The sequence below is a fragment of the Alteromonas gilva genome (assembly GCF_028595265.1).
GTDB lineage: Bacteria > Pseudomonadota > Gammaproteobacteria > Enterobacterales > Alteromonadaceae > Alteromonas > Alteromonas gilva.
The window spans coordinates 949,663-966,134 of sequence record NZ_JAQQXP010000001.1; the positions used below are offsets into that span (position 1 = coordinate 949,663).

Consider the following 16,472-nt stretch of genomic DNA (forward strand, 5'->3'; position numbering starts at 1 on the left):
GGGCTTTTGTGTATTTGATGAGCTGAAATTGACCGTTAGCTCAACCAGGCAGATAAGTTAGTGGCAACAAAAAGCAAAGCCAGTGACCACACCACGAGCACCATTATCATACGCCACGTGAGGCCGCCAAAAGATGGCTGTGGTGTTGGGATATTGCTGGCCGGCACCAGTTTATTGGCCAGCAACCCACTCATTACAGTGACCACAAAGCCAATAGCATTCCACCAGAACCAAAATATCGGATTATCACTCAACCACAAAAACGTATTTACAAAGACACCCATCATTAATCCGACATTAGCAGCTTTAGCGGTAATGGATTTGCTATGAATACCCACTAAAAATGTTGCTAACACCGGCCCATAAAACACCGAGCCAATTTTGTTGATGGCCTCAATAATGGTGGGGGCAATATCACCGGCAAATAAAGACAGTGTAAGCGTAGCCAGGCCCCAGCCAATGCCCGCAAACCGGGCAAAGCGCATATATTCGGCGTCGCTCGGTTCATGCCCCTTATAACGACAAAAATCTTCGGTAGTTACCGCGGCCAGACTGTTAATGGCTGAGCTCAGAGAGGACATCGCAGCGGCCATAATGGCGACTACCAGCAAGCCAATAACGCCCGGCGGCAGGTAGTTCACAATGAATACCGGCATCATCCAGTCTGGCTGATCAGCGGGGATCTGGGCTTGTAGTTCGGGCGATTGCATGACCAAAGCACCAATGACCAGGCCTGCTGCGCAGTAGATAAGCGTAATAGGAAAGCGGCTGATAGCCACGGTATACATCACTTTCCGTAAGTCTTTAACACTATGTGCCGAGAGCGAACGCTGCGCTTCCGACTGGTCGCAACCGTAGTAAGACGCATACAAGACTACGCCACCAAATAGCATTGGCAGCAAGCCAAAGTCATTCCCCGCGAGACCATAGGTGTCGATATTGACCGCTTCGAAGCGTAGAGGATTGATCAATGCCAGGGCACTGCTTATGCCGCCGATGGCATCGAGAGCCACAACCAGGCAGGTTAACGCGCCTGCCAGAATGAGGATCATTTGTACCGCATCGCCAAACACAACGGCTTTCATACCGCCTACCGCTGAATAAATAAGTGTGATCACGCCAATCAGCACAATACTATGCCATTGTTCGAGGCCCATTGTGCCTTGCAAAATCAATGAAATAGCGTAAATCATGATTGCCGTGGCGAAGGAACGACTAAGCTGAAATACAAAGCTGATGAGCAGTCGGGTAGAACGTTCAAAACGACGCTCTAAAAAATCATAGACGCTAATTACTCCACTTTGATGCAATGTCGGTAGCAGGCGCCAGAGCATGAGCAATACAGCAATCGGCAGGGCGAGCTCGTAAGACAACCAAATTAAGCCGCCACCCTCGCGTAGGCCAACGAAGGCCGGCGCCGAAATAAAACTGATAGCAGAGAGCTGCGTCGCCATAACCGACAGCGCCAGAGCGGGCCAGGCGATTGTGCGCCCTCCGAGAAAATAATCCTTACTGTTTCGTTGATGACGAAACGCCACTCCCATGGCCAATAAACCTATCAGGTAGGCGCCAATAATGGTGTAGTCAATCCAAATCACTGTACTCTCCCTTAGCTCACTTTTTTCAGTATGCTGATTTCAATACAGAATTACCAGTTTAGCCAACGTCGCTTTATCCTGACGAGGACGCCTTTGGTCTGCTGGTACTTGCATAATACTTCGCCGACTGATTAGATAATTTTAACTTCGGAATAAACATGGTGATCACTGGTGGTAAACCTTAAAACAATAGGCCTGTTGGCGTGTCTGGTGTGTGTGACTGCATGCAGCAGCAGTGACTGGCGAACGGCTAATCGCGAGCCGGCCGGTATTGCACCTAACCCAATGCTAACCAAAGAGGCGGTAATCGAAGTATACGCAGCCGATGCATTTAGTTGGCGCGGTTGGTTTGCGGTACACACCTGGATAGCATTTAAGCCCCGGGATGCTGCCGAGTATGAGGTCTATGAAGTGGTTGGCTGGCGAGTCGATAGCGGCAATCCGGCGGTACGTCATTACCAGACACCCACGCCCGATCGCTACTGGTACGGCGCCAGGCCAGAAAAAGTATTGTCGATTACCGGCGCCAAAGCACAGCGGTTAATTCCCGAGGTGATAGCCGCGATAAACCGCTACCCGTGGGCAAATGAATACAGTGTGTTTCCTGGTCCGAATAGCAATACATTTCCAGCCTGGATAGGCTTACAAGTGCCGGAACTGGAATTAAAGATGCCATTTAATGCCATCGGAGCAGGTTATGCAGATGAATCATAGCGTGTTGGCTAAGGCAGCTTCGGCACATCAGGAGTTAACCTGTTGACCAATCAGATTCGGCTTACGCTAATTGCGTTCATGAGTTACATGGTGATGTCTGGCTTACTGACGCAGGCAGGGGTTATTTTAAATGCCATTGCCGGGCAGCTTGGTTTGCCCGCTGCCGAGGCGGTTAAGGTATTTTCGTGGTTAACCGGGGGCGCGCTGGTTGGCACGTGTATTTCGATGTATTTGTATACCCGTTTTAGTTTAGGTTTGTTGCTAAGCGCTACCTACGTGACGTTCTTATTGCTGATGGGGGGCTTGTATGCGCTTCCCGGCTATGGTTTTGGAATACTTGGCGCCGTGCTTTTTGGACTGGGAGTGTGCTGTGGATGTGGCTTGTCGGGCGGAGCCGTGATTATTTCCCGAATATATCGCGCCCAGCGCAGAGCTTCGGCGTTTATTGCCACGGATTGCTCGTTTAGTGCGGCCGGATATATTTTTCCTACGCTGGCAGGGTGGCTCCTGGTGCAAAAGCTTGACTGGCGCTTAAGTTATATTGCGGTGGCATTGTTAGCGGTACTCATTCTGGTGTTGGTTTTTACCAGTACACTGCCAGACACGCAGGGCGCTAATCCACATCAAGGCGCGCAGGATAGCGACAATGCAGCCGCACAATTTAAGCGCATTATCACGCCGCGGGTAATGTGTTTTGCGGTGGGTGTCTGTTTATATTTAATTGCCCAAACTACCTTTTTAACCTGGGCGCCCAATTATTTAATGGTGGAGTTTTCGGCCAATCAAAAAACAGCCGGGCAGATTGTAGGAAATTACTGGGGTTTTTCGATATTTGGCTTATTGCTGTCGGTTGTCCTGGTCAATATGGTTCCCACCCGCGTGATGTTGCTTACGGTGTCGTCGCTGGCGGTGTGTTTTACCTGTGCGTTTTTAATACTGGGTGACTTATCGCTGTTTCTTAGTCTTGGAATCGCCTTTGGCTTACTCACAACCTGTATTTACAAAATTGCGATTTCAGTTGGCACGCAACAAATTACTGATTCGCCGCCCATGTTGGTCACGCTGATGCTTTTCAGTGGCAGTGTTGGAAGTACATTGGCACCCGCCTTATCAGGGATGGTGGTTGCGGTGAGCGATGAATCTGGCGCTTTGATGCTGTCATTCGTGGCATTTGCTGTTATGTTGATTATGTTTACCATTGCCGTGGTTTTGGAAAAACGTAAGGAAAAACTAATAATGCCGGGCACTCCCGGCATTATTAAAAGTTAAGCTGTTTTATTTTGCTTTTAAGTGGGTGTCCAGCCATTGTTCCTGCTCCCACAACATGTGCAGGATACTTTCCTTAGCCCGGTAGCCATGTGACTCTTTGGGCAGCATAACAAGGCGTGCTGTAGCGCCCAGACCTTTTAAAGCATTGAAGTAGCGTTCACTTTGCATGGGATAGGTGCCACTGTTGTTGTCGGCTTCGCCGTGAATCAATAATAGCGGACTCTTCATTTTATCGGCATGCATAAAGGGCGACATAGTGTAATAGACTTCCGGTGCCTCCCAGTAAGAACGCTCTTCAGACTGAAACCCGAAAGGTGTCAGAGTGCGGTTATAGGCCCCGCTTCTGGCTATTCCGGCTGCAAACAAGTCTGAATGAGACAGTAAATTAGCCACCATAAAGGCGCCATAGCTGTGGCCGCCCACTGCAACACGGGCAGGGTCGATTAATCCCCGTTCGTTTACGGCATCGATGGCTGCTTTGGCATTCGCCACTAACTGTGAGCGAAAGGTATCATTGGGCTCTTCCTCGCCTTCTCCAACAATGGGAAACGCAGCATCATCGAGCACGACATAGCCCTTATTAACCCAATAAATGGGAGATCCCCAAAACGGATACGTAAATTCATTGGGATTATTGGTGTTTTGGCCAGCACTGCTTTGGTCTTTATACTCTCGCGGATACGCCCATAAAATCATAGGGTAGCGCTTACCTTCCTCATAACCTACTGGTAAATAGAGTGTACCGGAGAGCTCCAGACCATCTTCTCGCTGATAATTTATTACCTCTTTATGCACGTCCTGAATGGCTTTGAATGGATTTTCAAAGTCCGTGATTTGGGTTAGCTTGTCGGAGGTGATATCGCGAAAATAACGGTTTGGATATTCATTTTTTGCTTCGATACTGACCGTGAGACGGCCTTCGTCAGCGTTAAAATCATCCAGTTCTTCGAGTTTGTCGGTGTAAGGCGATTGGTAAATACGCTGCTTATCATGGGTGTCCAGGTTAAGGCTATCCAAAAAGGGGAATTGCCCTTCATCAGAATAGCCATCGCCGAGCAGATACACAGTGTTATTGCGCATCATTAACACGCTTTTACCAAATTCGTTGCGCTCGGTTACAAAGGAGCCGGGATCGCTGTATACATCCTGATAATTTCGGTCGTCAAGAATAACCGGCGCTTGCTGATTATTCGACGGGTTAAAGACATAGGTTTTGGTGTTGCGCGTATTCCACCAGTAATCTTCGGCAATGGCATAGTTGTTGTTTAACCAGGAAATTCTGTAAAAGCGATTAATGGTTTTGAGTAATGACTCCGGCTCGCCATCAAATGGCGCTGCCAGCTGAAACACCTCATCGCGAAATTCAACGTCGTTTGCCGGATCGCCGCCATCCAATGCTGTTGCATAAACCACGGTCGCCGGCTTATCGTTGCGCCACTGGATTGCACGAGGCCCTTTACGTGTAGCCATAAACCCTTTTGGCAGATCTTCAATTAACGGGACAGCCACGATATCGTTGACTAAATCCCCTTTACTGGAATAAACGCTGGTAACGGAAGGAAAGCGATTATATTGCACCAGGTAACTGAAAGGTTTTTGATAACGCGTGACGAGCACAAATTCACCATTGGGTGAAAAGCTGATATCGCCGAACATGGCGGGAGCAAGCCATTGCGACATTGTTCCTTTGAGAGTTACTTTTGTCAGTGTGGAACGGGTAAGCTGCTCAAAATTATATTCATCATTTTGGTTTTTAAGCAGATCCTGGTAGGTGCGATTCTGCGCTTTTTTGCCATCACTTACCGATACCGTAGGGCCGGATGGCGTAGCCGCTTTGGAATTAATAAGAGGCTGACGGTCTTTAGGTACCACTTTTACTAGTAGCGATTGATTGTCAGCAAACCAATTAATCACATCGCGCATATTGGCATTGAGCACCGGACCGGTTAGGCGCTTCGCTGCGGCTGAATTTAAGTCAATAACCCAGAGTTCAATACCTTCTGGGGTTTTATGGGTCATAGCCATTCTGTTTTGATCAGGAGACCAGGTAAAGTTAGCCAGACGAGGGTTGGCCGGTAATCCTTTAACATCTACTGTTTGATTGGTATCAATTCGACGTACTTTTATGTCATTGTAAAAAGTGGTTCGGCTACCGATATTGGCTTTTGGGTCAATGCGTAATCCACCCAGTCGCAATTCTTCTTCTGATAATTCTTCGATTGTTTTATATGCATCACGGTACAGCATCAGCGCTGTATCTTCCGCTTCATTCATCAAAAAATACGGGGCTTGCTTCACATCAACCAACTGCAATATTGCTTCTGACGGTTTTTGATATTCGGTTGCCGCGAAACTATTTACCGCACTAAAAAATAAAACCAGGAGTAACGTACCCCTAAATCTTGATCTCATCTTTGGCATTTTCTGTCCTTTGAATTATTAATATTTTTTGTAAAACGCTGACACTACCGGCCTCGTCAAATACCACAACATATTACCTTCAATGAAATAATAATTACCAGGACACCCAACGCATCCAGCTTTTAATTAATCTTTTAAATGTATCGGTATATGAACAACTTATAGCGTTTCACGAAAAGGCTTTGCAAAGGGTTATTGAATGTTATTGGGTTATAGAGATAGGTTATAGAGACACCCATTCCATAATAATCTGGTCCGGCGATCAGCTTCATCTAAGCCGTGCTTCGTTTAAGTTAGATTTGTATTTATCGACCAGGGAAACATTGAACAATGCCTAAAACTCGCAGTAGTCAAATCAGCCTTACTGATACTCCTTTCTATCATTGTATTTCAAGATGCGTTCGGCGTAGTTACTTGTGTGGCAAAGATAAATATACCGGTAAAAGTTTCGAACACAGGAAATCCTGGGTTGAGGAGAGACTGCTTAAGCTTGCTGGCGTTTTTGCCATTGATGTTTGTGCTTATGCCGTAATGAGCAATCATGTTCATGTGGTGCTTCATGTAAATACAGCGAAGGCCCGCGAATGGTCAGTAAGAAGGGTTCTGATCCAGTGGCATAAATTACACAAAGGAACGCTTCTGACTCGAAAATACCTGGCCCGGGAGAGCTTAAATGACGCTGAAATGATGAGTGTGGAGGCGACGGCGGAAATTTATCGTCAGCGGTTATTCGATATCAGTTGGTTTATGCGAAACCTCAATGAATACATAGCTCGTGCCGCCAATGCAGAAGATGAATGCACAGGACGATTTTGGGAAGGGCGGTTTAAGTCACAAGCATTGTTAGATGAAAAGGCGGTACTCACGTGTATGGTCTATGTGGATCTAAACCCCATAAGGGCGAAGGTTGCTCATGCTGTGGACGAGTCCAAACATACAAGTATTTTTCGACGGCTGAAGGCTAGGCAATCTGGATTTTCTCAGCCACCCGATTTGATGGCTTTTTATGACAATGGCGTTACATTCAATAAAGATGCGCTGCCTTTTAACCTAACGGATTATTGTCAGTTAGTGACGAATACCGCTTTAATGATCCAACAAACAAAGGCGCATGACCAAAAGGTTATTGGCTTACCCATATTGAATCTTCTGGGCCTGTCTAATGGAGGTTGGTTGTTATTGACCACTGAGATTGAGAAACGATTCTGCTATGTAGTTGGAGCAAGCAATGCGATGGCACGCTTTAAGCGTCACAAAAATTTAAAACGGATACGAGGGATATCTCAAGCAAAAAAACTATTTGAATCAGCTTAATATCAATTCTACTGAAGTCATTCTCTCAATCGATACTACTAAATTTACCATGGGTTGTAGGTGTTTAAATTAGGTGCCTGTGACTTAGTCCCCGCACAACCACTCCGTAACACTATACAGCTTGCATATTTTTTAGAAAATCCAGCCTGGTCTGAATAATACAGAGATACTTAATGTGGATGTGCTGTTAAACAAAGGATTGAGGTGGGTGTCTTGGTATTGTCTTTTTTAACATGGGTGTCTCGGTAAAAGGGGAGTTAAGATGGGTGTCCGGGGAAAGTGGGGTATTAAAAAGCCAGTCATGAGACTGGCCTTTTATAATGTTTGCTTTTATTGCGTGATGTTACTCGTCAAGGAAGCTGCGTAGTTGTTCTGAGCGGCTTGGGTGGCGAAGTTTACGCAGGGCTTTGGCTTCTATCTGACGGATCCGCTCACGGGTTACGTCAAACTGTTTGCCTACTTCTTCCAACGTATGGTCGGTGTTCATATCAATACCAAAACGCATGCGCAGCACCTTGGCTTCACGTGCTGTCAGGCCCGCCAGTACTTCCTGGGTAGCATCTTTGAGGCTACCGCCCGTGGCAGAATCGAGGGGCTGAATGATCGTGCTGTCCTCGATAAAATCACCCAGATGCGAATCTTCATCATCACCAATTGGCGTTTCCATAGAGATCGGCTCTTTGGCGATTTTCAGCACCTTGCGAATTTTATCTTCAGGCATCAGCATGCGCTCAGACAACTCTTCAGGGGTCGGCTCGCGGCCCATTTCCTGCAGCATTTGGCGAGAAATACGGTTGAGCTTGTTGATCGTTTCGATCATATGTACAGGGATACGAATTGTTCGCGCCTGGTCAGCAATCGAGCGGGTAATAGCCTGACGAATCCACCATGTGGCATAGGTCGAGAACTTATAACCGCGACGATACTCAAACTTATCAACCGCTTTCATCAGACCGATGTTACCTTCCTGAATTAAATCCAGGAATTGCAGGCCACGGTTAGTGTACTTCTTGGCGATTGAAATAACCAAACGCAGGTTCGCCTCCACCATTTCCTTTTTGGCCCGGCGTGCTTTGGCTTCACCAATGGACATGCGACGGTTGATGTCTTTGATATCCGCAATGACCAGGCCTGTTTCAAGCTCGACCTGGCAAATTTTGCCAACACTGCGTTCAATTTCTTCTTTGTAGTCTGCCAAGGCGGGCGCATAAGCTGCGTTACCGGCAAGAATTTCGTCTAACCACTTGGTAGAGGTTTCGCTGCCAGCAAAAGCTTTGATGAAATCTTTTTTAGGCATTTTTGCGTGCATCACGCAATATTTCATTACCAGGCGTTCCTGAATACGCACGCGGTCCATCATCTCGCGCATATTTCTCACCAAGCGATCGAACTGCTTAGGTACTAACCGGAATTCTTTAAAGATGTCGCTCAGCGCGTTAATTTCTTTGCGCGCGGCTGCGTGTGTACGGCCCTTATCCTCGATTACCTTGCGGGCGATCTGATATTGATCACGAAGCTCGGCAAACTTTTGACGCGCTTCTTCCGGATCTACGCCGGTATCTTCTTCTTCTTCGTCATCATCGTCATCATCGTCGTCGTCTTCGTCATCAAGTTCTTCTTGTGACAACTCAGAACCAACGTGCGTAGCGGTAGGCGCCATATCCGCTTCGTTATCAGGGTCAACAAAACCAGAAATAATATCACTCAGACGTATTTCTTCGGCTTCGTATAGATCCCACTGATCAAGCAAATAGGTGATTGCTTCGGGGTATTCTGCAACTGAACACTGGACCTGGTTGATACCGTCTTCGATCCGTTTGGCAATTTCAATCTCGCCTTCGCGGGTAAGCAGTTCAACGGTTCCCATCTCACGCATGTACATGCGAACGGGATCCGTGGTGCGGCCGATTTCACTTTCAACGGTAGCCAAGGCCTGAGCGGCAGCTTCGGCCACTTCTTCGTCAGTGGTCGTTTCCTGCATCAACAATTCATCAGAATCCGGTGCGTTTTCCGACACCTGAATCCCCATATCATTGATCATGCGGATGATATCTTCTATTTGATCGGAATCAACGATATCCTGAGGCAGATGGTCATTGACTTCAGAGAATGTCAAATACCCTTGCTCTTTACCTTTCGCAATCAGGAGTTTAATCTGAGACTGCTTGCTTTGCGCCATATACCCTACACTTTTCAAATAATAACCATTGCAACAACCCCTTTAAGCACAACTGCTGTCGGGGGCATGATCGTTCGACTTCAGTGTGATACTGCATCGATACGGGCTTGCTTTTTGTTGGTTTACGTTTAGTTACCTGCCTTTGCGACGACGGCAGCGAATTTACTAGTATAACAGAAATGCTGTTATTTTGACTACTCTGGCGGCTATTTTTAGCGCGCTAAATTTTAACCATTCGGTCAGATTAGTTGTCAGCGGCCTTGCCGTTCTTTCATCAGCAAGGTGAGCTCTTGTTTTTCGTCACTTGTCAGAGACTGAATTCTGGATTTCGATAACAATTGGTCAATACGGCTATCAAAATGCAAATCCAGTAAACGTGCAAAACAATCCCTGAATACCCTTGGTGCGTCCGCTTCGTCGATAAAATGTTCCTGAATAAGTAACCTGCCCAGATTAGATGAATAAGGGTAGTCTCTGAAGTTTTCAAGCACCTGTGCGGTATTCGCCTGTGAATTTGCGATACAAAACGTAAATACGTCCTGCAAAACCTGGAGCCCGGCGATACCTGATCCCTCCAGAAAATCCGGCTGCACAGTTTCCTCGCACTGGGTGGCCAATGACGGATGTTCTAATAACAGTCTGATCATTACGCTTATCGGCGATAAACGGGTTTTATTTATATTGTTATTGCGTTGTGAAGGGGGAGCTGTTCGGCCTCCAGCGTTAGCCGAGCGTATATCCCGGTCTAGTTTAAAGCGGTCATATTCCCCCACATGTTTGCTGAGTTCTTCACTGAGCATCGATTTTTGTTGCTCACCGATAACCTGATCAATTAACGGTTGGGCAGCCGATTTGAGGGCTATTTTGCCCTCTGGCGTGCCCACTGAATGCTGTTTCAGCAGTGTGTCAAAGAAAAAATGCGACAACGGCGCGGCATCGGCAACCAGTTGTTCAAAGGCCTCTTTACCAATTTGCCGTACCATTGTGTCCGGATCTTCACCGTCAGGTAAGAATAAGAACTTCAGCTGAATACCATCTTTTAGTACCGGCAATGCATTTTCGACCGCCCGCCAGGCAGCATCACGGCCCGCTCGGTCGCCATCGTAACAACACACAATTTCCTGTGTGCCGCGCATAAGCATGGTCATATGATCCTGGGTTGTCGCGGTGCCCAATGCAGCAGTGGCGTAGGGTATACCGAACTGACTTAGTGCCACCACGTCCATATAGCCTTCAACCACCATAATCCGCTGCAGATTGCGTTGTTGGCGGGTTTGAAAATAGCCAAACAACTCATAACCCTTATGAAAAATACGGGTTTCAGGTGAATTTAAATACTTTGGCCCATTTCCATCCATAAGACGGCCACCGAAGCCGCAAACACGGCCGCGTTTATCGCGGATAGGAAACATAATGCGGTCACGGAAGAAGTCGTACTGTTTACCGTTGTCATTTTGATTCACCAGTTTCAGGTCAATCAACTGTTTGCGAACACTGTTATCGTTGCCAAAAGTGCTTAACACGGCATCCCAGTCAGGGGGCGCATAACCAATTTCCCACTGCTTGACAATTTCACCCGACAAACCACGCTGCTTTAAATATTCAACCGCCTTATTACCCTGGCTATGGTGTTTAAACTGATGCTGGAAAAAGCGTGTAACCTTTTCCATTAACTGAAAGTCAGACTCGTTTTGCTGTTTGGTGTGGTCGCTGACAACCCGGCTACTGCCTTGCTCTCGGGGTACGTCTAAACCATGAATGCGGGCAAGTTCTTCTATGGCTTCCACAAAGTCGAGGCGGTCATATTCCATTAAAAATGAAATGGCGTTGCCGTGCTCACCGCAGCCAAAACAATGATAAAACTGTTTATCCTGACTTACCGTGAATGAAGGGGTTTTTTCGTCATGAAACGGGCAGCAGGCCGAATAGTTTTTGCCTGCTTTTTTTAGCCGCACGCGGTTATCGACAATTTCGACAATATCGGTACGGGCGAGCAGATCATCAATGAACTCTCGGGGGATCTTACCTGCCATAACTTTTATATGCTGCCAGTATTAGTCGTTGCAGTTACTTTATCAGGATATGCGGTCAGCGCAACGCATGCTATGCCTAACCTAAGTGTCAACGTGCAAAAAGGGTGGGGTTATCCCAGACGTTGTTTGATCTGGGCGCTTAATGCGCCCATATCGGCCCGGCCTTGTACCTGGGGTTTTAACACTCCCATTACTTTACCCATGTCCTGCATGCCGCTGGCACCTGTAGATGCCAGAGCATCATCAATAAGCGAAGTGAGTTCTTCGTTACTGAGAGGCTGGGGTAAAAAAGACTCAAGCACTGTTATTTCCGCGCGCTCTGTTTGCGCCAGATCGTCGCGATTGGCGTTATCGTATTGCGCTGCGGCATCCTGGCGCTGTTTAACCATTTTAGTTAATACGGCCAGAATATCGGGGTCGGTCATTGTGACCTGCTCGTCAATTTCACGTTGTCTAATTGCCGCTAACGCCATGCGCACAGTACCCAAACGAAGCTTGTCTTTAGCTCGCATTGCGTCTTTCTGTGCAGATTTCAGGTCGTCAATAAGTGCCATTAGTTACTCTAAAATTAACCAGCTTAAGCTTTGTCGGCGTAATCGTGTACGTGTTGTATTAGTACAGTTTTACGCGACGTGCATTTTCACGAGCCAGTTTTTTCAGGTGACGTTTTTTAGCAGCAGCTTTTTTGCGCTTACGTTCCCAGGTTGGCTTTTCGAAGAATTCACGACGACGAACTTCTGACAGAACACCAGCTTTCTCACAAGAACGCTTAAAACGACGCAGTGCTACGTCAAATGGCTCGTTTTCTCTAACTTTAACGATGGGCATTAAAATTTCACCTCAAAACATAACGGATTTCCGGGTTAAAAATTGGTACTTTTAAACCACCCGGGTTAAAAATGGTGCGAAATTCTAATCATTTGAGCGCCTGATGTAAAGCCCCGGTGTTAAAAAAACAGCCAAATTCCTCACTTCCTGCTCTTTTCCTATTGATGAGCCGGCATTCAGTGGTCTGATTTAGTCATTTCGGGTAAACTTTGCCGCGAACAAAACCACAGGATAAACAAAGCATATGCGAGTGTTAGGTATTGAGACTTCCTGCGATGAAACAGGCATCGCCGTATACGACGATCAGCAAGGATTATTGTCGCATACTCTCTATAGTCAGGTAAAATTACATGCTGATTATGGCGGCGTCGTGCCGGAGCTTGCATCACGCGATCATGTGCGCAAAATTATACCGCTCATTCAAAAAGCTCTGGATGATGCCGATTCCTCTCAAGCGGATATCGACGGGATAGCCTACACACGCGGACCCGGTTTGGTGGGAGCACTGCTGGTGGGCGCGTCGGTTGGACGCTCTATTGCGTATGCCTGGAATATTCCGACCATTGGCGTTCATCATATGGAAGGCCATTTACTGGCCCCCATGCTTGAAGCCTCAGCCCCTGAGTTCCCGTTTGTAGCGCTGTTGGTTTCAGGCGGTCACTCCATGTTAGTGAGGGTCGATGGTATCGGCAGCTATGAGCTTTTGGGGGAGTCCATTGATGATGCCGCCGGTGAGGCCTTTGATAAAACGGCAAAATTGCTGGGACTCGATTACCCCGGCGGTCCGTTATTGGCTAAGCTCGCTGAGCAGGGCGAGCCTGGTCACTATAAATTTCCTCGCCCCATGACCGACCGTCCCGGTCTTGATTTTAGTTTCAGCGGGCTTAAAACCTTTGCCGCAAATACCATTCGCGATGCCGATAATAATGCACAAACCAAAGCCAATATTGCTTATGCGTTTCAGGAAGCTGTTATCGATACATTAATTATTAAGTGTCGACGCGCGCTGCAGCAAACCGGATTAAAGCGTCTGGTTATTGCCGGTGGTGTGAGTGCCAATACAGCATTACGCAGCGCCATGACCAAACTGATGAACGATGTACGCGGAGAAGTGTTTTATCCGGGCCTGAGCTTTTGTACCGATAACGGTGCCATGATTGCTTATGCGGGTTTACAACGATTAAAAGCCGGTCAAACCACTGCGCTGTCTGAGTCTGTGGTACCGCGCTGGCCGCTTGATTCTCTAACACCGCTGTCATAGAGTTAGGTGGTACTTTGGCGCTCTATAATAATAGTGGGAAATAATGAAAAAAGGAATTCTAGGCAGCGTCGGCATACTGCTGTGTTTATACAGCAGTATGTGCACAGCACAGCGACCAACCCAACATATCGTACTGGTGTCTCTTGATGGTTTTCGGCACGATTATATCGAAAAGCACCAGGCCCGACAGATAGGCGCGATTGCCGCGGCCGGCGTCAGGGCAGAGAGTATGCAGCCTGTTTATCCGGCGAATACCTTTCCTAACCATATTTCACTGCTGACCGGCTTATTGCCAATTCACCACGGTATCGTTAACAACCGCTTTTATGATAAGACCCGTGACGATTACTATGGCATGGGCAAAGGTGGTAAAGACAGTTCGTGGATAACGGCGATGCCGTTTTGGAACCTGGTTAAAACCCATGGCTATCCCGCTGCCACTTATTTTTGGCCCGAGTCAGATGCATTAATCGGCGGGCAGTTGCCAAACTATTATTTTCATTACTCTAAATATGCCGATTATCAGCAGCGTGTCGATCAGATTATCGAGTGGTTAGGGTATCCTGAAGCCACCCGGCCGGTATTTATCGCCAGCTATTTTTCATTAGTCGATACAGCCGGACACGATTACGGTCCCGACGCTAAAGAAACCCGCGCTGCGGTTCAAAAGATGGATGTCCTGATAGGTCAGCTGTTTGAGCGACTTCAGGCATTGCCCATTGAGGTGAATCTGGTGTTGGTCTCCGACCATGGTATGGCCAGCGTGGATAAACAACAGGTTATATTGCAGGACGAGCTCAATATCAGCGATGACTTTTTGGTGCTCAATGAGGGCGAACAGATATTGCTTTATGCCAAAGACGGCGTCGAAGAGCAGGCGATAACGGCGCAATACGAAGCGTTGAGAGCACTCAAGCTGCCCGGTGTGCGCGTGTTCGATGAAGCGCAACGCAAGCATTATCATATGCCCCGGAATCAGCGTTCTGGCGATATTATTATTACTATTGATGCCCCGGCCAGGTTCGCCAAAGACAAAAACAGCCGGATTGGCCCCGGGGGCCACGGTTATTTGCCGGAGCATCCGGATATGGGCGCCATCTTTGTTGCCAATGGGCCGTCATTTAAAAACGCTGAGCGCCTGCCTCGATTCAGTAACCTCGAAGTTTATCCCGCACTGGCAAAGATATTGGGTCTTGAGTTGCTCACGCCTATAGATGGTGAACTGGATGTGCTGAATCAGGCCCTGGTGACAACAGACTAATATGCCCCGGAGTAAGCCGCGTATCGTGTTTGCCCGCCTGAACAGTGAGTACGTTATGTTTATAAGCGAAAAACGCGTTGCATAGCGTGTCGATTGGTCCGCTGGGGCTGGCTATTGACTACGCCCTTGTGTGGGGGGCGTTGCTGCTGTCATTGCTCATAGTACGTTGGGTCACAAAACAAAAACGGCTGCGCCAGGCCACTGAAAACACACTCTTAACACTGTTTGTTGTTGCACTTGTTGGCGCCCGGGCAGGGTTTGTCTGGCGTATGTGGGATCAATACAGTACTCAGATTTGGTCAATTTTTGATATTCGCGATGGTGGATTTTTGCCCCATACCGGCCTCGTGGCGGCAGCGCTGATCCTCATGGTTAAAATCAAAAACAATCCGCTCATCTATAAACCTGTTATCACCACTATCGGGCTCACCGCACTTTGTATAATGCCGGTTTACGTTGGCGTTAATCTGTATAACCAAACAGAGAGAATACCTGCGCTGACCCTTTTGGATATTCAGGGTGAGGTCGTGTCGCTGACCAGCTTTGACGATAAGCCGGTGGTAATTAATGTATGGGCAACCTGGTGCCCGCCGTGCCAACGCGAAATGCCGGTGCTTGCAAACGCTCAGCAACAATATCAGGACACCCACTTTATTTTTATTAATCAGGCCGAGTCGGCTAAGCAGGTGCAGGACTTTTTTTCTGCACAGCAGTTACAGCTTGAAAATGTGTTGTTGGATAAGCATGGCACGGTGAGTAAAGCACTGGGGGTTGCCGTATTGCCGACAACGCTATTTTATTCGGCCGATGGAAAATTACTGTATCGTCACGTGGGCGGGGTGTCTGCCGCCAGTCTTGACTATGCCCTTGAGCAAATGGCGGCGCGCGACCTTAGCCAATAGTTTGCTATTCGTTGGTTTTTCCCTTATCCCAGACTTTGCTTTCCTGGCCACGCCATAAGCGCTGAATGTTCTCTCGATGGCGAAACACAATCAGCGCTGATAACATCGCCACCGGCAAGGTATATTCTGGTTTGATAAACCAGGTAAAGACAGGCGCCAGCGACACAGCGATAATCGCGCCAAGCGACGAGTAGCCCCAAATAAATACCGTAACAGCCCAGCTTGCTACCAGTAAGCCGGCTAATGGTGGTCCAATGGGTAGCATAGCGCCAAACGCCGTAGCCACTCCTTTACCGCCTTTAAAGTGAAAATAGAGTGGAAATATGTGGCCAAGGCAAGCTGCAATGGCGATAAACCCTAAGGCCAGGGGAGTGATCCCCATAAAAAAAGCGGAATAAACCGGCACAGTACCTTTTAAAACATCGGTCAGTAATACCAATAATGCCGGTACCCGGCCGCCTAACCGAAGCACATTGGTTGCGCCAGGGTTACCAGAGCCATGATAACGTGGATCCGGGAGTTTAAATGCATGGCTAATCAGCACCGCACTGCTTACTGAACCCACTAAATAGGCAACACCAACCATTAACAAACTTAGTGCAGTCAATGCCCGAGTCTCTGCATGAACAAAAAGTGCTCTCACCCTACTAAAATATTGTGGGTAACGCCAGATTTTGTGGTGTTATGGCTGA

The 16,472-nt window shown here is 47.7% G+C and carries 13 protein-coding genes; 6 read left to right on the forward strand and 7 right to left on the reverse strand.

Annotation, left to right across the window (positions count from 1 at the left end; translation table 11 throughout):
• Positions 1 to 35 precede the first annotated feature (35 nt).
• Positions 36 to 1,544: a sodium:solute symporter family transporter gene (locus tag OIK42_RS04230; RefSeq protein ID WP_374211859.1), complete on the reverse strand. Its 1,509-nt coding sequence runs from the start codon at positions 1,542 to 1,544 to the stop codon at positions 36 to 38.
• 225 nt (positions 1,545 to 1,769) lie between these two features.
• Between OIK42_RS04230 and OIK42_RS04235 the strand changes: the two genes are divergently transcribed.
• Complete coding sequence (locus OIK42_RS04235) at positions 1,770 to 2,312, forward strand: DUF3750 domain-containing protein (protein WP_374211839.1); 543 nt, start codon at positions 1,770 to 1,772, stop codon at positions 2,310 to 2,312.
• 42 nt (positions 2,313 to 2,354) lie between these two features.
• Positions 2,355 to 3,581 (forward strand): MFS transporter TsgA, encoded by a 1,227-nt coding sequence (gene tsgA, locus OIK42_RS04240; RefSeq protein ID WP_273638551.1) that lies wholly within the window; start codon positions 2,355 to 2,357, stop codon positions 3,579 to 3,581.
• Positions 3,582 to 3,587: 6 nt separating this feature from the next.
• Here tsgA and OIK42_RS04245 read toward each other — a convergent pair whose 3' ends face one another.
• Complete coding sequence (locus tag OIK42_RS04245) at positions 3,588 to 5,993, reverse strand: S9 family peptidase (RefSeq protein WP_273638553.1); 2,406 nt, start codon at positions 5,991 to 5,993, stop codon at positions 3,588 to 3,590.
• A 339-nt stretch (positions 5,994 to 6,332) separates the two neighbouring features.
• Between OIK42_RS04245 and OIK42_RS04250 the strand changes: the two genes are divergently transcribed.
• On the forward strand, positions 6,333 to 7,316 hold the full coding sequence (locus OIK42_RS04250; RefSeq protein ID WP_273638554.1) for a transposase: 984 nt from the start codon (positions 6,333 to 6,335) through the stop codon (positions 7,314 to 7,316).
• Between the two features lie 343 nt (positions 7,317 to 7,659).
• Here the strand turns inward: OIK42_RS04250 and rpoD are convergent, their stop codons facing one another.
• From rpoD to rpsU, 4 genes are all read right to left on the reverse strand, one after another.
• Positions 7,660 to 9,495 (reverse strand): RNA polymerase sigma factor RpoD, encoded by a 1,836-nt coding sequence (rpoD, locus tag OIK42_RS04255; RefSeq protein WP_273638556.1) that lies wholly within the window; start codon positions 9,493 to 9,495, stop codon positions 7,660 to 7,662.
• A 251-nt stretch (positions 9,496 to 9,746) separates the two neighbouring features.
• On the reverse strand, positions 9,747 to 11,528 hold the full coding sequence (gene dnaG / locus OIK42_RS04260) for a DNA primase (protein ID WP_273638558.1): 1,782 nt from the start codon (positions 11,526 to 11,528) through the stop codon (positions 9,747 to 9,749).
• A 110-nt stretch (positions 11,529 to 11,638) separates the two neighbouring features.
• Positions 11,639 to 12,082 carry a GatB/YqeY domain-containing protein gene (locus OIK42_RS04265; RefSeq protein ID WP_273638560.1) on the reverse strand — a complete coding sequence of 148 codons (444 nt, stop codon included), beginning with the start codon at positions 12,080 to 12,082 and terminating at the stop codon, positions 11,639 to 11,641.
• Positions 12,083 to 12,140: 58 nt separating this feature from the next.
• A complete protein-coding gene (gene rpsU / locus OIK42_RS04270; protein WP_012517258.1) occupies positions 12,141 to 12,356 on the reverse strand; it encodes a 30S ribosomal protein S21 in 216 nt (71 codons plus the stop codon).
• Between the two features lie 244 nt (positions 12,357 to 12,600).
• Between rpsU and tsaD the strand changes: the two genes are divergently transcribed.
• The 3 genes from tsaD (at position 12,601) to OIK42_RS04285 (ending at position 15,780) form a co-directional block, all read left to right on the forward strand.
• Positions 12,601 to 13,617: a tRNA (adenosine(37)-N6)-threonylcarbamoyltransferase complex transferase subunit TsaD gene (tsaD, locus tag OIK42_RS04275; protein ID WP_273638601.1), complete on the forward strand. Its 1,017-nt coding sequence runs from the start codon at positions 12,601 to 12,603 to the stop codon at positions 13,615 to 13,617.
• Positions 13,618 to 13,660: 43 nt separating this feature from the next.
• The gene (locus OIK42_RS04280; protein ID WP_273638603.1) at positions 13,661 to 14,878 is read left to right on the forward strand and encodes an alkaline phosphatase family protein; all 1,218 of its coding nucleotides are present in this window, start codon (positions 13,661 to 13,663) and stop codon (positions 14,876 to 14,878) included.
• Between the two features lie 86 nt (positions 14,879 to 14,964).
• Positions 14,965 to 15,780, forward strand: coding sequence for a TlpA disulfide reductase family protein (locus OIK42_RS04285; protein WP_273638605.1), 816 nt, complete (start codon positions 14,965 to 14,967; stop codon positions 15,778 to 15,780).
• A gap of 4 nt (positions 15,781 to 15,784) precedes the next feature.
• Here the strand turns inward: OIK42_RS04285 and plsY are convergent, their stop codons facing one another.
• The gene (gene plsY / locus OIK42_RS04290; protein ID WP_273638607.1) at positions 15,785 to 16,387 is read right to left on the reverse strand and encodes a glycerol-3-phosphate 1-O-acyltransferase PlsY; all 603 of its coding nucleotides are present in this window, start codon (positions 16,385 to 16,387) and stop codon (positions 15,785 to 15,787) included.
• Positions 16,388 to 16,472 lie beyond the last annotated feature (85 nt).

Coding starts and splice junctions, on each gene's coding strand:
- OIK42_RS04230 (WP_374211859.1), bottom strand. CDS start 1,544: ATGGGAGTGGCGTTTCGTCATCAACGAAACAGTAAGGATTATTTTCTC.
- OIK42_RS04245 (WP_273638553.1), bottom strand. CDS start 5,993: ATGAGATCAAGATTTAGGGGTACGTTACTCCTGGTTTTATTTTTTAGT.
- OIK42_RS04250 (WP_273638554.1), top strand. CDS start 6,333: ATGCCTAAAACTCGCAGTAGTCAAATCAGCCTTACTGATACTCCTTTC.
- rpoD (WP_273638556.1), bottom strand. CDS start 9,495: ATGGCGCAAAGCAAGCAGTCTCAGATTAAACTCCTGATTGCGAAAGGT.
- dnaG (WP_273638558.1), bottom strand. CDS start 11,528: ATGGCAGGTAAGATCCCCCGAGAGTTCATTGATGATCTGCTCGCCCGT.
- OIK42_RS04265 (WP_273638560.1), bottom strand. CDS start 12,082: ATGGCACTTATTGACGACCTGAAATCTGCACAGAAAGACGCAATGCGA.
- rpsU (WP_012517258.1), bottom strand. CDS start 12,356: ATGCCCATCGTTAAAGTTAGAGAAAACGAGCCATTTGACGTAGCACTG.
- tsaD (WP_273638601.1), top strand. CDS start 12,601: ATGCGAGTGTTAGGTATTGAGACTTCCTGCGATGAAACAGGCATCGCC.
- OIK42_RS04280 (WP_273638603.1), top strand. CDS start 13,661: ATGAAAAAAGGAATTCTAGGCAGCGTCGGCATACTGCTGTGTTTATAC.